The following is a 15,992-nucleotide window of genomic DNA, read 5'->3' as shown; positions in this document are numbered from 1 at the left end:
AAATAGCAGTCAGTGCAGGGCGGTGTCCCTCTTGTTATCAGGAGGCGCCCATGCGCGTGCAAACTGATAGTGCAACACACGCTACGCAACAATCCTCTCTCGACGCTAACGAGCGCTTCGGTCTGCGCGACATCAAAATGGCTGACCTGCGTGAAGCCCTGCGCCGGGGAATGGACGATTTTTTTGCCAGCCCGACCCATGGTGTCTTTCTGACGATCATCTATCTGTTGATTGCTGCAGTCGCGGCGATTGTGGGCCTGGGCGAGAATCCCCTGCCATTGATATTTCCGCTGATTGCGGGTGCGGCGCTGATCGGCCCGCTGGCCGCCTGCGGCCTGTATGAACTGAGTCGGCGGCGTGAGAACGGCCAGAATTATGCCTGGTGGCATGTCTTTGATGTATTCCGAACACCCTCGCGATGGGCCATCGCGGGGATGGGGGCTATCCTGGCCTTGCTGTTTGTAGCGTGGATGCTGACCGCTGCAGCCCTGTACGGCACGTATTTTGGTGCCGAGCAGCCGGCCAGTATGCGGGCCCTGCTGGAACAGGTTTTAACCACAACGGCGGGTTGGCAGATGCTGATGAGCGGCGTGTTTATTGGTTTTTTCTATAGCGCTGTCGTTTATGTGGCCACCGTGGTCTCTCTGCCACTGATGATCCACCATAAAGTTGGTTTACCAGAAGCGGTTGGCCTGTCGATCAGTGCCGTGCTGCGCAACTGGCGTCCGATGGTGGCCTGGTACTTCCTGGTGGTCGCCCTGATGATAATCGGCAGCCTGCCCCTGTTGCTGGGGCTGGCTATCGTGGTGCCGGTGCTGGGTCATGCCACCTGGCATCTGTATCGGCGAGTTTGTCAGTCAGGGACGTAGTAACTGGCTTACGACTTCAGGGTTGCCATCGTTGTCTGCTGGCGTAATGCCGAGGATGGCAGCCATGACGTTATAGAGATCGACCATACTGATAGTGTCGATAGCATGTGGCTGTCGAAACGCCGGACCATGGGCGATAAACAGACCCTGCATGTCCGCTGCCTGATTGTCGTAGCCATGGCCGCCACGGACCTGATCAATAGTACCGTCGCTCAGCATTCCCTCCAGCCAGCTGCGGCGCAGCATTGCCCAGCCGGGCTCAGCAAGCACCAGTACCGGTGCGATACGGTGATGACCTGAGAAACGAAAACGCGCGGGCAGTGTTTCCTGCGTGTAGACCCCTGCCTGTGGTGGCAGGTTTTGCTGCAAAGTCGCAACAATGGTGTCCTGTTGTCCGACCTCAGGGAATATGCTGACCAGCTCCCGGGAATACAGTACCTGCTCTGCCAGAGACGGATCAAAAGCTTCATCGATGACGATGTGATTATTTAAATCTACCGCCGCCATACCGTGATCTGAGGTCACCATCATGTTGACCTGGTCGAACAGTCCGCGAGCCTTCAGTCCAGCAATCAGATAGGCAATCTCGGTATCCACGGCATGCATGGCCTGAGCGACCTGCTCTGAGGCTGGCCCGAAGTTGTGACCGGCAGTGTCCACATCACTGAAGTACAGAGTAATGATCTGTGGCCGTTCAGGATCTGGCATCTCAAGCCACTCAAGTACTGTCTCAACCCTTGTCCGGTTGGTGATGCTTTCGTCATAGGTAAACCAGTATGTCGGGCTGATGCCCTGGATGGCTGCCTCGGACCCCGGGAAAAAGAAGGTACCTGACACCATATCATTGTGGGCAGCGGTCACCCAGATAGGTTCACCCTGCCACCAGTATGGGTTCTGCACCTGTTCCCGATTACCAAGACTGAACCGTTGCTGCGTCTGCGGATCATACATATTGTTGTCGACGATGCCGTGTCGCGCCGGATAAAGCCCGGTCACCAGCGTGTAATGGTTGGTAAATGTTTTAGTGGGAAACACTGGCTGCAGCGTATGCGCCTGCAGACCCATGGCTGCGAGCTCCGACAGCGCGGGTGCCTCGTGCAACTGCAGATAATCGTGGCGGGCACCGTCGATGGAAATCAGAATCAGGGTTGGGTCAAGGTCCTGATTGTCCGGGTTCCCGCTGTGCTGCGCTGCTGCCGTAACAGGCGTCAGGCAAAAACAAAGCGCCCAGGCCAGCAGGGCGCTGGCCATGATAGACATGCGCCCCCAGGTGGTCTGGAAATTCGAACGGTCACGGCTTGTCGAGCTGTTGTCCCTGTAATGTGTCATCTCGCTACCCTGTAAATGCAATGGCAAAGGGAGATAACACAACTATGTGACAATGCCATGTATGCGCCCTGCCGGGCATTCAACAGTTGACCGCGATGCTGTTGGGCTGCCTGCCTTATTCGGCGTCCTCGATCGGCGCTGGAATCCAGCGGTGAATCTCGGAAATGGAGCAGGCAGGGGCGCGATCGTTGTCAAAACCGATGCGGTCGCCCGGGCTCAGGCAGACGCCTGTTCGAGACTCTACCGAAATTGTCGCAAAAGCCTCTGACGGCTGACACGCGCCGACCAGATCGACCAGGTAGTACTCGTCGATATTGGCCCGCAGGATGACGGACGTAGCGCTGTGTTCGCGCCAGCTGTCGATATTGCGACTGAAGCAGATGGAGTTGACCTGCTCGCCCGCCGTGCCATTTCTAAGCGCTTCGTTCTGCGGAGAGCTGCCACAGGCACTGAGCGCCAGTGCGAGTGTTGAAGCGAAAGCAATGCCTGTATTCCTGATCATCTTGCCTGACATAAGAATCCTCCTGATTGCTGTCTCGAAATGCCTTGAGCAACCAGCTGTCTGACTCATTTCCTGCATCGATGGCAGTACTGGCATGCACAAAGCGTTTACAAGTTCATAAAAACATGTCGCTGCGGGCGAATCAATTTCCAGGTGGCTTTTGTGTGGCTCTGGTCACACGCAGAGCGCGACACAATGTCAGGCTCACAGCAATGCAGTACGTTCCTGTGGCGTCATGAAAGGCACCGGGTTACCGCTGCGATGGCCGTAAATGACCGCGTATACCAGAACGTTCTGTACGTAACCGCGAGTCTCGAGGAAGGGGATCGTTTCAATCCACACATCAATGGGGACCGGATTGTCTTCTGTGCGTCGCAGCCATTGTTTGACACGGTTCGGACCAGCGTTATACGCAGCAGCGGCCAGAATACGGTTATTGTCAAACTCTTCCATCAGGCTGGCCAGATAGTGGCTGCCCAGCGAAATATTGACGTCGGGTGTATAGAGGTCATCACTGCTGATCTGCAGTCCCAGCGAGCGCCCCACCTCTCTGGCGGTGGCGGGCATTAGTTGCATCAGACCGCGCGCTCCGGCTGGTGAGCGCACGTCATGCATGTAGGCACTTTCCTGGCGGGTAATGGCAGACAGAAATTGTGGCTGCAGGCCCAGTTGCGCAGCAGCGGAGTTGAAATGATCCGCGTAGGCCAATGGGAAGCGCAGCTCAAGGTCGTCCCAGTGCTGCAACTGAATCATGGCCTGTATGGTATTGCGATGCCAGCCCCAGTCCAGCGCCAGACGTCCGCTGGCACCAATCTGTTCCGGACTCATGCGGGCAGTGGCGTGTGCCCATTCATTGCGGGCATTGATTTCATCGCCGATATGATACAGCTCATGTGCTCGGACAATCGCCGGCATGTCATACAGGGCCTGCCGCTGCGCCTGGCTGGCGGCCACTGGAATGTCTGTCATATCGTAGGGCTGACCCAGTCGGTCGGCTGCCAGATAACCATAAAAACTTCGATTGCCTGCCAGTGACTGATAGATGCCCTGCGCCTCGGCCTCGGCACCGTCATGATTCAGCATCACAATGGCTCTGGCGCGCCAGTACTGCCAGCGCTCCGATGCCCGGTCTTCTTCGGGCAGGTATGTAAGCAATCGGTACAGGCCCGGCCAGTCCTGATCCCGCAGTGCATCACGTAGCAGCCAGCTCACCAGCGTCTCGGTTGCCAGGCCGGGCGTGTTGCGCATCAGGGTTTCAGTTTCTTCATCAAAGCCCTGGACCAACAGGCGCATGGCAATGAAGCGCTGCAGTTCCAGCATGACCTCATCATCAAAATTCTGGTGCTCATGATGCTGATTGAGCAGCAGCATCGCCAGCGGCGCATCGATTCTGGCCAGGCGGCGCACACCATGCAGAATGATTTCTCTTACTTCAGGTGTTCGGGCGCTGAGTGAATCCAGATTGCGCAGGCGCTCAGGCTGCTGATCAATCTGCAGGTAAAGCTGGGCCAGCTGTTGCTCGCGATCTGGCATCAGTGTGCTGATGTAGCGTGCCAGTGATCGGTTGCCAGCTTGAATATTTTTGCTGAAGCGTTGCCAGGCAATATCGGGTGTCAGATATCCGGCCGCCATCCAGGCCTCAAAAACCGGGTCGCACTCATTAGGCTGCGAGCGGGCTACGTTCCAGAGCTCACCTGCTGCCGCCAGCTGGCTGTCGTCGCCGAGCTCCAGCCAGGCACGATGGGCGTAGCAGGTCAGGCTGGTGTAGGTGTTGTCCGGATTGTAATAGCGGACGATATCTTCCCAGCGGCGTTCGTCAGCCAGTCGGGCAAGCCATTCGCGTTCCAGGCGTTCAGCCAGATAGGATCCGGCATAGCGTTCCAGGAATGTATCAACGTCATCGAAGGGCAGGCGATTCAGTCGGCGGCTGAGATCGGCATAGTCGATGTATTGCACCAGCGGATAGTCATCAAGCTCTGCGCGCAGCGCCTGGTACTCCTGCTGGCGGTTAAGCTGCAAAGCTTCGCGCGCCGAGAGGTACCGCTGGCGCTGTTCATTGATATTGGTGCCATAGTGAGGCGCCTGGGCAAGTGCGGCAGGCAGGGACAGTCCCATAAGCATTGCTGTAACGACAAGATTGCGAAGCATTCTTTGGCTGTCCATGTTGGTCTCTGTTGTTATCGTTGCTGCTAAAGCAGACCCAGTAGCAGTGTGATTCGTTTCATGGCGGATTAGCCTGCGCGCAATGCTGGTGGCTAGCGCGCGGGCAGGCGGCCATCCGGGTGATCCTGCCAGAACTCACGCAGCTCATGCAATTGTTCTGCAGTCCAGTTGTCGGGTTCGCTCATGGCCAGCCACACGTCATGATAGTGCGCTGCCGCGTACCAGTGTCCAAAGCCACGTGGTGCGGTGCGGTTGGTCATATCGGCGGCAAGCTGCAGCATGGTGACCACGGGATACCATCGCAGCGTGGGCAATACGTCGGGACCGCGCTGAGCGCTCATCCAGGGCGGTTCGCGGTAAAAATACATCGGGTCAAAGAAGGTGATAGGGTCGCTGGCGTACTGAAGAAAGGCGATGCGAAACGCGCCCCAGGAATCCTCTGGATAGTTGGGTGAGCCGTATTGATTAAAGAAACGCACAACCGCGCCATCACGAAAACTGGGCCGCCAATGTGGCGTATCTGCATCGCGGCGCTGAGTGACATCGCGCCAGGTTTCGCTGCTGAACGGCGGGCCGCTCCAAAGCGCGCCATGAAACGGGTCATCTATGATGTCGTAGAAATCAAAGGACAGATCGGAGTTGCGGGCGCCCAGACTGAGCCCTGTCAGATAGAGTTTTGGGCGGGAGTCGGCAGGCAGCTCACTCCAGTAGCCGTATATGGTCTGGAACATCTGGCGAGCCTGCTCGACGCCATACTCACTCTCTGACAGCAGGGCCAGGGGGCTGGACAGGTAGGAGTATTGGGCCGCTACGCTGGCGACGCTGCCGCGATGCAGAAATTCCAGCGGAGTCACACTGGCCGGATCAATCCAGCCGTCACCGGTCGGTGTGACCAGCAACAGCACGTCCCGGTCGAAGGCGCCGGTGCGCTGCAATTCGCGAAGTGCGAGATCGGCTCGGGCGGCATTGGATGCCGCGGAATTAAGCCCGACATACACGCGAATCGGGCGCATGGCTGGCGCGCCCGAAACCGATGTTATCTGCTCAACCGTCGGCGTTGCACTGATGTATCGTCGGCCCTGCCTGCCCAGAGATTCCCAGGCGATCAGTGATTGCGCGCTACCCACCAGACCCGCATCCAGGGGCTGGGCTATTTCTGGTTCGATCAGCTCGTCTATCTGTTGATAGGACCGGTCAGCAGCCTGAAACGCCCGAGTAAAAAAGACACCGTCAATGATGGACCAGAACAGGGCGAAGGCCAGCAGCAGGCCAATAAGATGAGACACCCGGGCCGGAACAAAGCGTTGCAGGCGCGCGGAGAGAAAACGAAAGGTTCGCACAAACAGATGTGCCAACGCTAACAGACTGAGAAAGACGAGCAGAGCAACCAGGCCGATCGTGCTGATTTGCACGCCACTGATTTCATTCATGCCCATCAGGCGTCGCAGCTCATTCTGCCATTCACCGGCCTGCCAGATAAAAAGTACAGCAATTGCCAGACAGATGGCGCCTGCCAGCCACTGCAGCCGCCACAGAACTCTGGCGTTGAAACGCGGCAGATGAAAGTAGACCCACAGATGATACAGCGCCGCACCGATGCCGTAGCCGGCCAACAGGGATAGTCCTGACAGCAGCCCCTGCATGGCACCCATGCGGGGCACCAGCGAGGGGCTGAGCGACAAGGCAAAAAACAGCGTGCCCAGCAATAAGCCAGTGCTGTGAAAATAATGGCCTGCGCGGCGCAGCAATCGCCTGATGGTCCAGCGATTAATCGGCATGGTCAACAACTACCTGACTGTCCATAAAACATTACACGGGGTGGTTCAACTGATGAATAAAGCAGTATGCTTGAGCATTATTCATGCTACACGCCAGTATTGCGCACATAGATCCTGGGAGATACAGAATGCCAGCAAGATACCTCATCCCGACGGGAATTTCCCGGGCCCTGTTAACACTTTTTGTACTGAGTGCACCGCTGGCTTTTGGCAACGATGATGATCCGCGCGCGCGTGAGGTCGGTGTGGCGCCTGGCATTTACGAGCCAGGTCGACTCAATGCCATCACGGATGTGGCGGGCGTCAAAGTGGGGCAGGTGTCCATCATCGAGGGGGATGATATTCGCACGGGCGTCACGGCGATTCTGCCGCATGGCGGCAACCTGTATCAGGACAAAGTGCCGGCCGGTTATGCACAGGGCAATGGTTACGGCAAAATGATGGGCACCACTCAGGTGATCGAGCTGGGTGAGCTGGAGACACCAGTGCTGCTAACCAATACCCTGTCCGTTGCCGAGGCGGCAGCTGGCAGTATTGAATGGACGCTGGCGCAACCTGGAAATGAACGAGTCCGCTCGGTCAATGCCGTAGTCGGTGAAACCAATGACGCCAACATCAACAACATCAGGGCGCGAGCGGTGCAAGCTGAGCATGCCATCGAAGCCATTTCCGCGGCCACTGATGGCGCAGTGGACGAGGGTAGTGTGGGGGCCGCCATGGGCACCGTTACCTTTGGCTGGAAAGGTGGTATCGGCACCAGTTCGCGCGTGCTGCCCGAAGCCGATGGCGGATTTACTGTAGGTGTGCTGGTGCAGACCAACTATGGTGGTGAGCTTCACATCATGGGTGTTCCCATGTCGCCGGACGCGCTGGCATCAGCGGCCCAGCGTGTGCCACAGGATCCAACACCTGACGGCTCCATTATGATCATCATCGCCACCGATGCGCCGTTGTCGGACCGCAATCTGCACAGACTGGCCAGTCGTTCATTCCTGGGGCTGGCACGGACCGGTTCCGCCATGTCCAATGGGTCGGGTGACTATGCGCTGGCCTTTTCAACGGCAGAAACCGTGCGCCGCACACCAGAGCGGCGTGAGCAGGGTCATACTATCGAAGCCTGGCCCAATGACCTGATGACACCGTTGTTCCAGGCGGTGGTAGAGGCGACTGAGGAGGCCATTTATAACGCGCTGTTCAAGGCAAGTGATGTTCGGGGTGTGAATGGCGATCAGCATCCGCAGTTGCCGGTGGGTGGTGTTATCCAGATTCTCCGCGAACGCGGCGTTATTGAGTAAAAAACTACCATCGTTGCGATTGCTTCGTTAAAAGCAGGCTCAAAATGCTCATTTACTACTCGTAAATTGCGCTTTTTCGCCAGCTTTTGCCTCGCACTCGCGGCCTCGGCTACGTTTTTTCCTTTCAATAAGCAGCTCATAATGTTTAGTAATAAGGCTATAAATTGGCAAGAAAACCCATATTGGAAATTCATTCCTATTCATGCCAGATTAATTTTTAATTTAAATACAGTGTGTTATGGGGATGGCTGCGAATTGGCCCGGCATTTGCAGTGCTTAGCTGGTGTACGATAAATAAATAGAAATTAGCAAGGAGCTTGATCGTGAAAATGACCGCCTGCCTGGCACTGGCCGCCAGTATCGTTGCCCCCGCCGCATTGGCTGATGATTGTCGTTACAGCAAAGACATTGATCTTGAATTTGATTCTGAAGATGTTGCCCGTCTGATTGTCGAGGTGGATTCGGGATATCTGAATGTCCGTGGCGCTGGCAACGGTTCCCAGCTGGTGATCCGGGGTCGGGCCTGCGCTGACGATGAGGACAAGTTGGACGGACTTGATCTGGTTTCAGATCAGCGTGGTAGAGATCTTGAGGTTCGCATGGAAGCTGAATCGAATACCGGTAATTTGAATTTCAGTTTTTTCAATACAAGCTGGTCTACTTACGCCTACATTGACGTGGACATTGATATACCGGCTGGTATGGCGCTGGAAATCGATGATGGCAGCGGATCAATTGATATTCGCGACACAGTCGGTGACCTGCGTATTGACGACGGCTCAGGCAGCATCAACATCCGCGGTGTTGCCGGTAACGTCGATATTCGGGATGGCTCGGGCGGAATCGAAATTCGGGATGTGACCGGGTCCGTGCGTGTTAATGACGGTTCGGGCAGTATTACGATTCGTGAGGTGTCCGGGGATGTCGAGATCCCTGACGATGGCTCTGGTTCAATCGATATCAGCAATGTTGGTGGCAGTGTCGTCATAGACGATGATGGCTCAGGCAGCATTGATGTATACGATGTAGATGGTGACTTCATCGCCCGCAGCACTGGCTCGGGCGGGGTCGATTATGGCCGCATCGGTGGCCGGGTCGACGTGCGCGATTGATCGCAGCTTAGATGTCGGGGGTTGAGCGCAGGACTGCGGGTCTGTCTATGATAGACCCAGTGCTTGACCTGCCGTAGCGACCGTCGTAGTCTGAAGCCATGATCTCTTCAACCTTTTCTTACGGGTTCTCTGGTTTGCAAACTGCCTACCAGGGAATGACCCGATCAGCCCAGGACATTGCCAGCGCCAATACAGTGGATGCGGCGGGTGTGCGAGATAGCGCCACCGAGATTAACGCAGGGCTGACCGGTACAGCGGACACCAACACCGCCCTGATAAGCCTCAAACAAAACCTTCATCTGTTCGATGCCTCTGCCCGCGTGGTCAGCACCGCTGATCAGCAGATTGGCAGTCTGCTGGACATCACGGCCTGACAGGTCGCCGTCCGGCGGTATCGTCGACATAAACGTTTTACAAAAAGCATTCATCATAAGTCGGGTCTACCGAGGAACGAGTTATGTCTGCTACCGAGCCGGTGATTATTCGCCCTGAAACCCACGCCGATATCGAGGCGATCGAAGAAGTCATAGTGGCGGCCTTCGAAGATATGCCGTACTCGGACCATTCCGAGCAGTTAATAGTGCGTCAGCTGCGTGATGCCGGTGCACTGACGGTTTCGCTGGTGGCGGAATCGGAAGACGATGTGGTCGGGCATGTTGCGGTTTCACCGGTTGAAGTCTCTGACGGCTCATCTGGCTGGTATGGGCTGGGACCGATTTCCGTGTGGCCGTGCTGCCAGGGGCAGGGGATAGGTTCACGGTTGATGGATGCAGCGCTGCAGGCCTTGCGCGAACAGAACGCGCAAGGTTGTGTACTGCTGGGTGAGCCTGAGTATTATGGCCGCTTCGGATTTGTTGCTGACTCCGGGCTGGTGCTGCCCGACGTGCCGCCCGAGTACTTTCAGGCGCTGTTGCTGAAGGGAGAAATCCCTGGTGGTACAGTCGCCTATCACCCCGCATTCACGCAGGCCAGTCCCTGACCCGTAAACCCCTGCATTTGTCACTTAGCTGTCATAGTCTCCGCCGGCGGAATTGCGCATAATGCGGCTTTGCCTGATGCCGAGCGTCTGACAGGACCATTGAGTGAGCCACAATCCTGACCTTATCACTATCGTTGCCATCGGCGGCGCCTCCGCCTCTGGCAAAAGCCGTTTCGCCGCCCAGCTTAAACGTCATCTTCAGGCACATTGGCCGCATCGCGAAGTCGCGCTGATTCCCGAGGATGCCTACTACCGGGATCAGCAGCATCTGAGCTTCTCTCAGCGACTGCAGACCAATTACGACCAGCCCGAGGCTTTTGAACACGCTTTGCTGGCGCAGCATCTTTGGCAACTGCGCCAAGGGGAAGCCATTGAACTGCCTGCCTATAATTTTACTGAGCATACACGCCAGCCTTATACCACACCCGTAGGGGTGCCAAACGTGGTGCTGGTGGAAGGTATCCTGGTGCTCAGTAATCCGGCGCTAAGGGAGGTTGTCGATCTGTGTATTTACATCGACACGCCATTGGATGTCTGTCTGCAGCGCCGAATCCGACGCGATATGGCCGAGCGCGGCCGGACGCGCGAGTCAGTGATTGCGCAGTTCGAGACGACGGTGCGACCCGCGTATGAACAACATATCGAGCCTTCGAAGCAATATGCTGATGTAATAGTCGCTGGCAATGGCAGTGTTGATTCGGCCATTGAACATATCGCCAGTCGCATTATCGAAATGCAAAAAACAGAAAAATTAAATACGACGCAGGAGCGCGCCTCATGATGGCACTGGTTGGTATTGCCTTGCTGCTGTTGATTGCATATCTGGTGTGCAATGACAAAGCGCACATCAACTGGCGCACGGTGGGTGGTGCGTTTGCCATTCAGTTACTCTTGGGTGCCTTTGTTATATATCTGCCCTTTGGGCAGGCGGTGCTGTTGCAGGTCACGCAGGTGGTCAGCAATATCATCAGTTATGCCAATGACGGCATTGTGTTTGTGTTTGGGGAAATTGGCAATTTTTCGCAGGGTTTTATTTTTGCTGTGCATGTGCTGACAGTGATCGTGTTTTTCTCTTCACTGATCGCGGTGCTGTATCACCTGCATATCATGGGCTGGATGATTCGCCTGATCGGTGGTGCCTTACAGAAGCTGTTGCAGACCAGTCGTCCGGAATCTATGTCTGCAGCTGCCAATATTTTTGTGGGTCATACCGAGGCTCCGTTGGTGGTGCGCCCATTCATCCCCAGCATGACACGCTCCGAGTTGTTTGCCGTTATGGTGGGCGGACTGGCTTCTGTCGCCGGTTCGGTCCTGGCCGGATATGCCGGTCTTGGCGTTGAGCTCCGGTATCTGATCGCCGCCAGTTTTATGGCGGCGCCAGGTGGCTTTTTAATGGCCAAGCTGATTCTGCCGGAAACCCAGCGCACCAAAAACGATCTGGCAGAGGTGGTTGATGACGAGCGCTACACCAATGTCATTGATGCCGCAGCCACCGGCGCAGCCAACGGTATGAAGCTGGCGCTGAATGTTGGCGCGATGATACTGGCCTTTGTTGGTCTGATTGCGCTGATCAATGGCATGCTGGGCTGGCTGGGTGGCCTGATCGGTTTCGAAGGCATCACACTGCAATTGCTGTTTGGCTATCTGTTTCAGCCACTGGCATTTCTGCTGGGTGTAAGCTGGGATGAAGCGCAGCAGGCTGGCAGTTTTATTGGTCAGAAGCTGGTGATCAATGAGTTTGTTGCCTACCTGAACTTTGTGCAGGTTCAGGAACAGCTAAGTGAGCATACTCAGATCATAGTCACGATCGCTCTGTGTGGTTTTGCCAATTTTTCTTCGATTGCGATATTACTCGGTGGCCTGGGCGGCATGGCGCCCAATCGCCGGCAGGATATTGCCGAGCTTGGCATGAAGGCATTACTGGCAGCGACGCTGGCCAATCTGATGAGCGCCGCGATTGCCGGCTTATTCTTCTCTCTCTTGTAGCGGGTCAGGTGACGCAGTATGTCGACAGCCGTACCAACACTAAACATTCAGGAACTGGACAGCGACACTGAGCGCTTTGTGGAAGCCCTGGGCAAGGCCTACATGCAGTTTGGATTCTGTGGCATCACCGGACACGGCATCCCCCCCAGTCTGATCAAGGAAAGCTACAGGCAGGTACAGACCTTTTTTGATCTGCCTTTGGCGGACAAACAGAAATACCACATCCCTGGAGTTGGCGGCGCCCGCGGCTACACGGCATTGGGCATTGAAACTGCCCGTGACAGTAAGCATCCCGACCTCAAAGAGTTCTGGCATGTCGGTCTGGAGCTTGATGGTGACGCGCCACACCAAAGCCTGTATCCCAATGTCTGGCCGACGGAGGTCCCCGGGTTTGAACCGGCTCTTAAACAATTGTATGCAGAGCTCAAAGGACTTGGCGAACGGGTTCTTGAGGCGCTGGCGCTGTTTCTGCAACTGGATCGAGACTACTTTGCCGACAAAGTGAATTATGGCAACTCCATCCTGCGGCCCATTCATTACCCGCCGGTACCCGGTGATACCGGGGGATCCATCCGGGCCGGACAGCATGAAGACATTAATCTGATCACGCTGCTGATTGGTGCCAGCGATGCGGGCCTTGAAATTTTGCGACCGGACGGCAGCTGGTTGCCAATTACCACTCAGGGCGACACCATTGTCGTCAATATTGGTGACATGTTGCAGCGATTGAGCAATCACGTTCTGCCCTCGACCACGCACCGGGTGGTGAACCCGGTGGGCGACGGCGCTACCCGCTCACGCTACTCACTGCCTTTTTTTATGCACCCCAACCCTGACTTTGAAATTCGTACGCTGACTACCTGTGTCAGTGAGGACCGCCCGGACCTCTATCCGCTGCCCATCACTGCAAATGACTACCTGCTGGAACGACTGGCCGAGATTGGTCTGCTGAAGTAATATCCATCAGGTTGGTTTCAAAAGTGTTTTCGGAGGGTGTCATGCTTTTTGTTCGTCGGTTTGCGGCGCTCGCCGCATTATTGCTGCTGCCACTGAGTTTGCAGGCGCAGTATCTGAATACAACGTTCCACTTTGCACCGCAGGGTATGGCGGGAACAGACGCGCTGGTGATGCTGGTGCCTGCGGAAAGCGAACAGCTGCAGTTGTCCGGCTGGTCCCAGCAGACAGTTGCCCAGATAAGCCGGGCCATGGCTGCCGCCGAGTTTGATGGGGCCGTCCGTCAACGCCTGGAAATCATGGCGCCCGCCGGCCTGGACGTCGACCGGCTGATTCTGCTCGGCGTGGGCGATCCCGCCAGTCTGCAGCGTCCGGTAGCGGAAGAAATTGGCGCGGCGCTGAGTGCACACATCAACGGCAGTAATGCCCAGGTCATCGAGATTCATTCTGAGTTGATCGCTGACAATGCGCGTGCCGTAGACATCATGGCGTCCGTCGCGCACGGTGTAGATCTACGTAACTATCGCTTTGATCAGCTCAAGAGTGAGCCTGATGATCGTCCCAGCCAGACCTATCATTGGGTCTCGGCTGCGACCGGAGACCTGCAGCAGCGCTATAACGCTTTGCGCGCTCTGGCGGAAGGCGTTTTCACCGCACGCGAGCTGACCACACTGCCCGGTACCGATGGCAACCCGGCTGCGTTTGCCGAGTATGCCGCCAATACACTCACACCCCTGGGCGTTGACGTTACTATCCTGGGGCCTGAAGAAGTGCTGGAAGCGGGTCTCGGATCTCTGTACGGCGTCAGCAAAGGCAGCCAGCACAAAGCACATTTGCTGATCGCACACTGGCGCGGCAGCGATGATCGTCCCATCGCACTGGTCGGCAAGGGCAATACCTTCGACACCGGCGGATATGATCTTAAAACCACCGACTCTATCCTGGTGATGCAGACAGACAAGGCCGGTGGCGCCGCGGTAGTGGGTGCTGTCAAGGCACTGGCGGGTCAGCAGGCTGCTGTGAATGTGGTGGGTGTTGTGCCTTTGTCGCAGAACTCGATTTCTGGTGAGGCAATGCTGCCGGGAGACGTACTGACGGCTGGTGATGGCACGACCATAGAAGTGGCCTCCACTGATGCCGAGGGGCGACTGATTCTGGCGGACGGTATCTACTACGCCCGCGACCGTTACGACCCGGCAGTCATCGTAGACATTGCGACGCTGACAGGTGCCAAGTCTACGGCATTGGGCAGCGAGTTCTCTGCCATTTTCAGCGAGCATGATGATTTGATTGCAACAATGACCGAGGCGGGTAACATGACCGGCGAGCTGGTCTGGCGTCTGCCGCTTGGTCCTTATCCTGGCATTATCGACAGTCGCATCGCCGATATCCGTAATACGGGATCACCGGGTGCGCAGGCAGGTGCCGTGTTTCTGCAGCACTTTGCCCGTGATACACCCTGGCTGCACATAGACATGGCGGGCCAGGCGATTGTCAGCAGTCCCAGTGGGGTGCACCCGGCCGGTGGTACCGGTCACGGTGTACGATTATTGACTGAATGGGTCAAATTATACGCAGGTCAACAATGATTCCTATCCCTCGACAAGAAGATATCGTAAGCGGTCCGCATCGCATCGAGAAAGACCTGCTTGGCCCGCTGGCAGTGCCGGCTGATGTTTATTATGGCGTACAGACCCAGCGGGCGCTCGAGAATTTCATTCTTACTGGTGTGCCGCTGTCACACTTTCCCAAGATGATCATCGGCCTGGCCATGGTCAAGAAGGCTGCGGCGGCAGCCAACCATGATATTGGTCTGCTCGATTCGCAGCGCTTCAAGGCCATTGATCATGCCTGTGATCGGCTGATCAATGGTGAATTCCACGATCAGTTTGTGGTGGACATGATTCAGGGTGGTGCAGGCACCTCAACCAACATGAATGCCAACGAGGTGATCGCCAATATCGCGCTTGAATATCTGGGACACAAAAAAGGTGAGTACAAGCACCTGCATCCCAATAATGATGTGAATATGTCTCAGTCCACTAACGACGTGTACCCCACGGCCATCCGTGTGGGTCTGCAGTTGTCTCACTCAGAGCTTGTCGACAGTCTGGCGGCGCTGCAGGCTGCGTTTGCCACCAAGCGAGATGAGTTCAAGGACATTATCAAAATGGGGCGCACGCAGCTGCAGGACGCTGTGCCGATGACACTGGGCCAGGAGTTTGGTGCCTATGCCACGACACTGGGTGAAGACATCGAACGTATCGGTGGCATGTATGACCTGCTGCTGGAGGTCAACCTGGGAGGCACGGCCATTGGTACGGGCATCAATGCTGATCCCCGCTATGCCGTGCTGGCAGTGGATCATCTGGCGCGGATTGCGGGCTACCCGATGCGACTGGCCGCCGATCTGATTGAAGCAACATCGGATATGGGGGCATTTGTCCTTTTTTCTGGCATGACCAAGCGACTGGCGGTGAAGCTGTCAAAGATTTGCAACGACCTGCGTCTGCTGTCAAGTGGACCACGCACCGGTCTGTTTGAGATAAACCTGCCGCCACAGCAACCCGGTTCGTCCATCATGCCAGGCAAGGTGAACCCGGTGATCCCGGAAGCGGTAAACCAGGTGGCTTACCAGGTCATTGGTAATGACCTGGCTATCACCATGGCCGCTGAAAACGGCCAACTGCAGTTGAACGTGATGGAGCCCCTAATTGCATACAAGATCCTGGAAAACATGCGCCTGCTGCGCCGTGCCATGGATATGCTGCGTGAGCGTTGTGTAGTCGGCATCACGGCAAACGTCGACCGCTGCCGGGAGCTGGTCAACAACTCAATAGGCCTGATCACGGCGCTGAACCCTTATATCGGCTACGAGAACGCCACCCGCATTGCCGCCCTGGCCCTGCAGAGTGGGCGCGGCGTACTTGAGCTGGTGCGCGAGGAAGGTCTGCTGGATGAAAAGCTGCTTGAAGAGATTCTTAAACCTGAAAACATGGTCAATCCCCGCCAGCGATCAACATGA

At 56.3% G+C, this 15,992-nt stretch carries 14 protein-coding genes; 10 read left to right on the top strand and 4 right to left on the bottom strand.

Going from position 1 to position 15,992, the window contains the following annotated elements; genetic code table 11:
- The first annotated feature begins 50 nt into the window (after positions 1-50).
- Complete coding sequence (locus tag QGM61_RS03535) at positions 51-869, top strand: DUF2189 domain-containing protein (RefSeq protein WP_281131990.1); 819 nt, start codon at positions 51-53, stop codon at positions 867-869.
- On the opposite strand, the gene QGM61_RS03530 is transcribed toward QGM61_RS03535, so the two are convergent.
- From QGM61_RS03530 to QGM61_RS03515, 4 genes are all read right to left on the bottom strand, one after another.
- Positions 858-2,198 carry an ectonucleotide pyrophosphatase/phosphodiesterase gene (locus tag QGM61_RS03530; RefSeq protein ID WP_281131987.1) on the bottom strand — a complete coding sequence of 447 codons (1,341 nt, stop codon included), beginning with the start codon at positions 2,196-2,198 and terminating at the stop codon, positions 858-860. The two genes, QGM61_RS03535 and QGM61_RS03530, sit on opposite strands and share 12 nt — an antisense overlap.
- A 115-nt stretch (positions 2,199-2,313) precedes the next feature.
- Positions 2,314-2,712 carry a DUF6491 family protein gene (locus tag QGM61_RS03525; RefSeq protein WP_281131985.1) on the bottom strand — a complete coding sequence of 133 codons (399 nt, stop codon included), beginning with the start codon at positions 2,710-2,712 and terminating at the stop codon, positions 2,314-2,316.
- 192 nt (positions 2,713-2,904) lie between these two features.
- A complete protein-coding gene (locus QGM61_RS03520; protein WP_281131983.1) occupies positions 2,905-4,863 on the bottom strand; it encodes a transglycosylase SLT domain-containing protein in 1,959 nt (652 codons plus the stop codon).
- Positions 4,864-4,955: 92 nt separating this feature from the next.
- A complete protein-coding gene (locus QGM61_RS03515; protein ID WP_281131981.1) occupies positions 4,956-6,641 on the bottom strand; it encodes an alpha/beta hydrolase in 1,686 nt (561 codons plus the stop codon).
- Positions 6,642-6,769: 128 nt separating this feature from the next.
- Here QGM61_RS03515 and QGM61_RS03510 point away from each other — a divergent pair, with 128 nt between their 5' ends.
- The 9 genes from QGM61_RS03510 (at position 6,770) to aspA (ending at position 15,992) form a co-directional block, all read left to right on the top strand.
- On the top strand, positions 6,770-7,936 hold the full coding sequence (locus tag QGM61_RS03510; RefSeq protein ID WP_281131979.1) for a P1 family peptidase: 1,167 nt from the start codon (positions 6,770-6,772) through the stop codon (positions 7,934-7,936).
- Positions 7,937-8,259: 323 nt separating this feature from the next.
- On the top strand, positions 8,260-9,048 hold the full coding sequence (locus tag QGM61_RS03505; protein ID WP_237132779.1) for a hypothetical protein: 789 nt from the start codon (positions 8,260-8,262) through the stop codon (positions 9,046-9,048).
- Positions 9,049-9,146: 98 nt separating this feature from the next.
- Complete coding sequence (locus tag QGM61_RS03500) at positions 9,147-9,422, top strand: hypothetical protein (RefSeq protein WP_281131976.1); 276 nt, start codon at positions 9,147-9,149, stop codon at positions 9,420-9,422.
- A gap of 83 nt (positions 9,423-9,505) precedes the next feature.
- Positions 9,506-10,027 carry a GNAT family N-acetyltransferase gene (locus QGM61_RS03495; protein WP_281131974.1) on the top strand — a complete coding sequence of 174 codons (522 nt, stop codon included), beginning with the start codon at positions 9,506-9,508 and terminating at the stop codon, positions 10,025-10,027.
- Positions 10,028-10,130: 103 nt separating this feature from the next.
- Positions 10,131-10,808, top strand: coding sequence for a uridine kinase (udk, locus tag QGM61_RS03490; protein WP_281131972.1), 678 nt, complete (start codon positions 10,131-10,133; stop codon positions 10,806-10,808).
- The gene (locus tag QGM61_RS03485) at positions 10,805-12,013 is read left to right on the top strand and encodes a NupC/NupG family nucleoside CNT transporter (protein WP_281131970.1); all 1,209 of its coding nucleotides are present in this window, start codon (positions 10,805-10,807) and stop codon (positions 12,011-12,013) included. The genes udk and QGM61_RS03485 overlap by 4 nt, the downstream gene beginning before the upstream one ends.
- 18 nt (positions 12,014-12,031) lie before the next feature.
- Positions 12,032-12,970 (top strand): isopenicillin N synthase family dioxygenase, encoded by a 939-nt coding sequence (locus QGM61_RS03480; protein ID WP_281131968.1) that lies wholly within the window; start codon positions 12,032-12,034, stop codon positions 12,968-12,970.
- Positions 12,971-13,011: 41 nt separating this feature from the next.
- Positions 13,012-14,556 (top strand): leucyl aminopeptidase family protein, encoded by a 1,545-nt coding sequence (locus QGM61_RS03475; RefSeq protein ID WP_281131967.1) that lies wholly within the window; start codon positions 13,012-13,014, stop codon positions 14,554-14,556.
- Positions 14,553-15,992, top strand: a complete 1,440-nt coding sequence (aspA, locus tag QGM61_RS03470) for an aspartate ammonia-lyase (protein WP_281131965.1) — start codon at positions 14,553-14,555, stop codon at positions 15,990-15,992. The genes QGM61_RS03475 and aspA overlap by 4 nt, the downstream gene beginning before the upstream one ends.

The sequence above is a fragment of the Pseudohongiella sp. SYSU M77423 genome (genome assembly GCF_029911965.1).
Lineage (GTDB): Bacteria > Pseudomonadota > Gammaproteobacteria > Pseudomonadales > Pseudohongiellaceae > Pseudohongiella.
Note: the sequence above shows the minus strand (reverse complement) of the source record. Positions and strands in the feature narration are given on the sequence as shown.

Excerpts from the sequence above, each read along its gene's own strand:
- QGM61_RS03535 (WP_281131990.1), top strand. The coding sequence starts at position 51 with ATGCGCGTGCAAACTGATAGTGCAACACACGCTACGCAACAATCCTCT.
- QGM61_RS03530 (WP_281131987.1), bottom strand. The coding sequence starts at position 2,198 with ATGACACATTACAGGGACAACAGCTCGACAAGCCGTGACCGTTCGAAT.
- QGM61_RS03525 (WP_281131985.1), bottom strand. The coding sequence starts at position 2,712 with ATGTCAGGCAAGATGATCAGGAATACAGGCATTGCTTTCGCTTCAACA.
- QGM61_RS03520 (WP_281131983.1), bottom strand. The coding sequence starts at position 4,863 with ATGGACAGCCAAAGAATGCTTCGCAATCTTGTCGTTACAGCAATGCTT.
- QGM61_RS03515 (WP_281131981.1), bottom strand. The coding sequence starts at position 6,641 with ATGCCGATTAATCGCTGGACCATCAGGCGATTGCTGCGCCGCGCAGGC.
- QGM61_RS03510 (WP_281131979.1), top strand. The coding sequence starts at position 6,770 with ATGCCAGCAAGATACCTCATCCCGACGGGAATTTCCCGGGCCCTGTTA.
- QGM61_RS03500 (WP_281131976.1), top strand. The coding sequence starts at position 9,147 with ATGATCTCTTCAACCTTTTCTTACGGGTTCTCTGGTTTGCAAACTGCC.
- QGM61_RS03495 (WP_281131974.1), top strand. The coding sequence starts at position 9,506 with ATGTCTGCTACCGAGCCGGTGATTATTCGCCCTGAAACCCACGCCGAT.
- QGM61_RS03485 (WP_281131970.1), top strand. The coding sequence starts at position 10,805 with ATGATGGCACTGGTTGGTATTGCCTTGCTGCTGTTGATTGCATATCTG.
- QGM61_RS03480 (WP_281131968.1), top strand. The coding sequence starts at position 12,032 with ATGTCGACAGCCGTACCAACACTAAACATTCAGGAACTGGACAGCGAC.
- QGM61_RS03475 (WP_281131967.1), top strand. The coding sequence starts at position 13,012 with ATGCTTTTTGTTCGTCGGTTTGCGGCGCTCGCCGCATTATTGCTGCTG.
- aspA (WP_281131965.1), top strand. The coding sequence starts at position 14,553 with ATGATTCCTATCCCTCGACAAGAAGATATCGTAAGCGGTCCGCATCGC.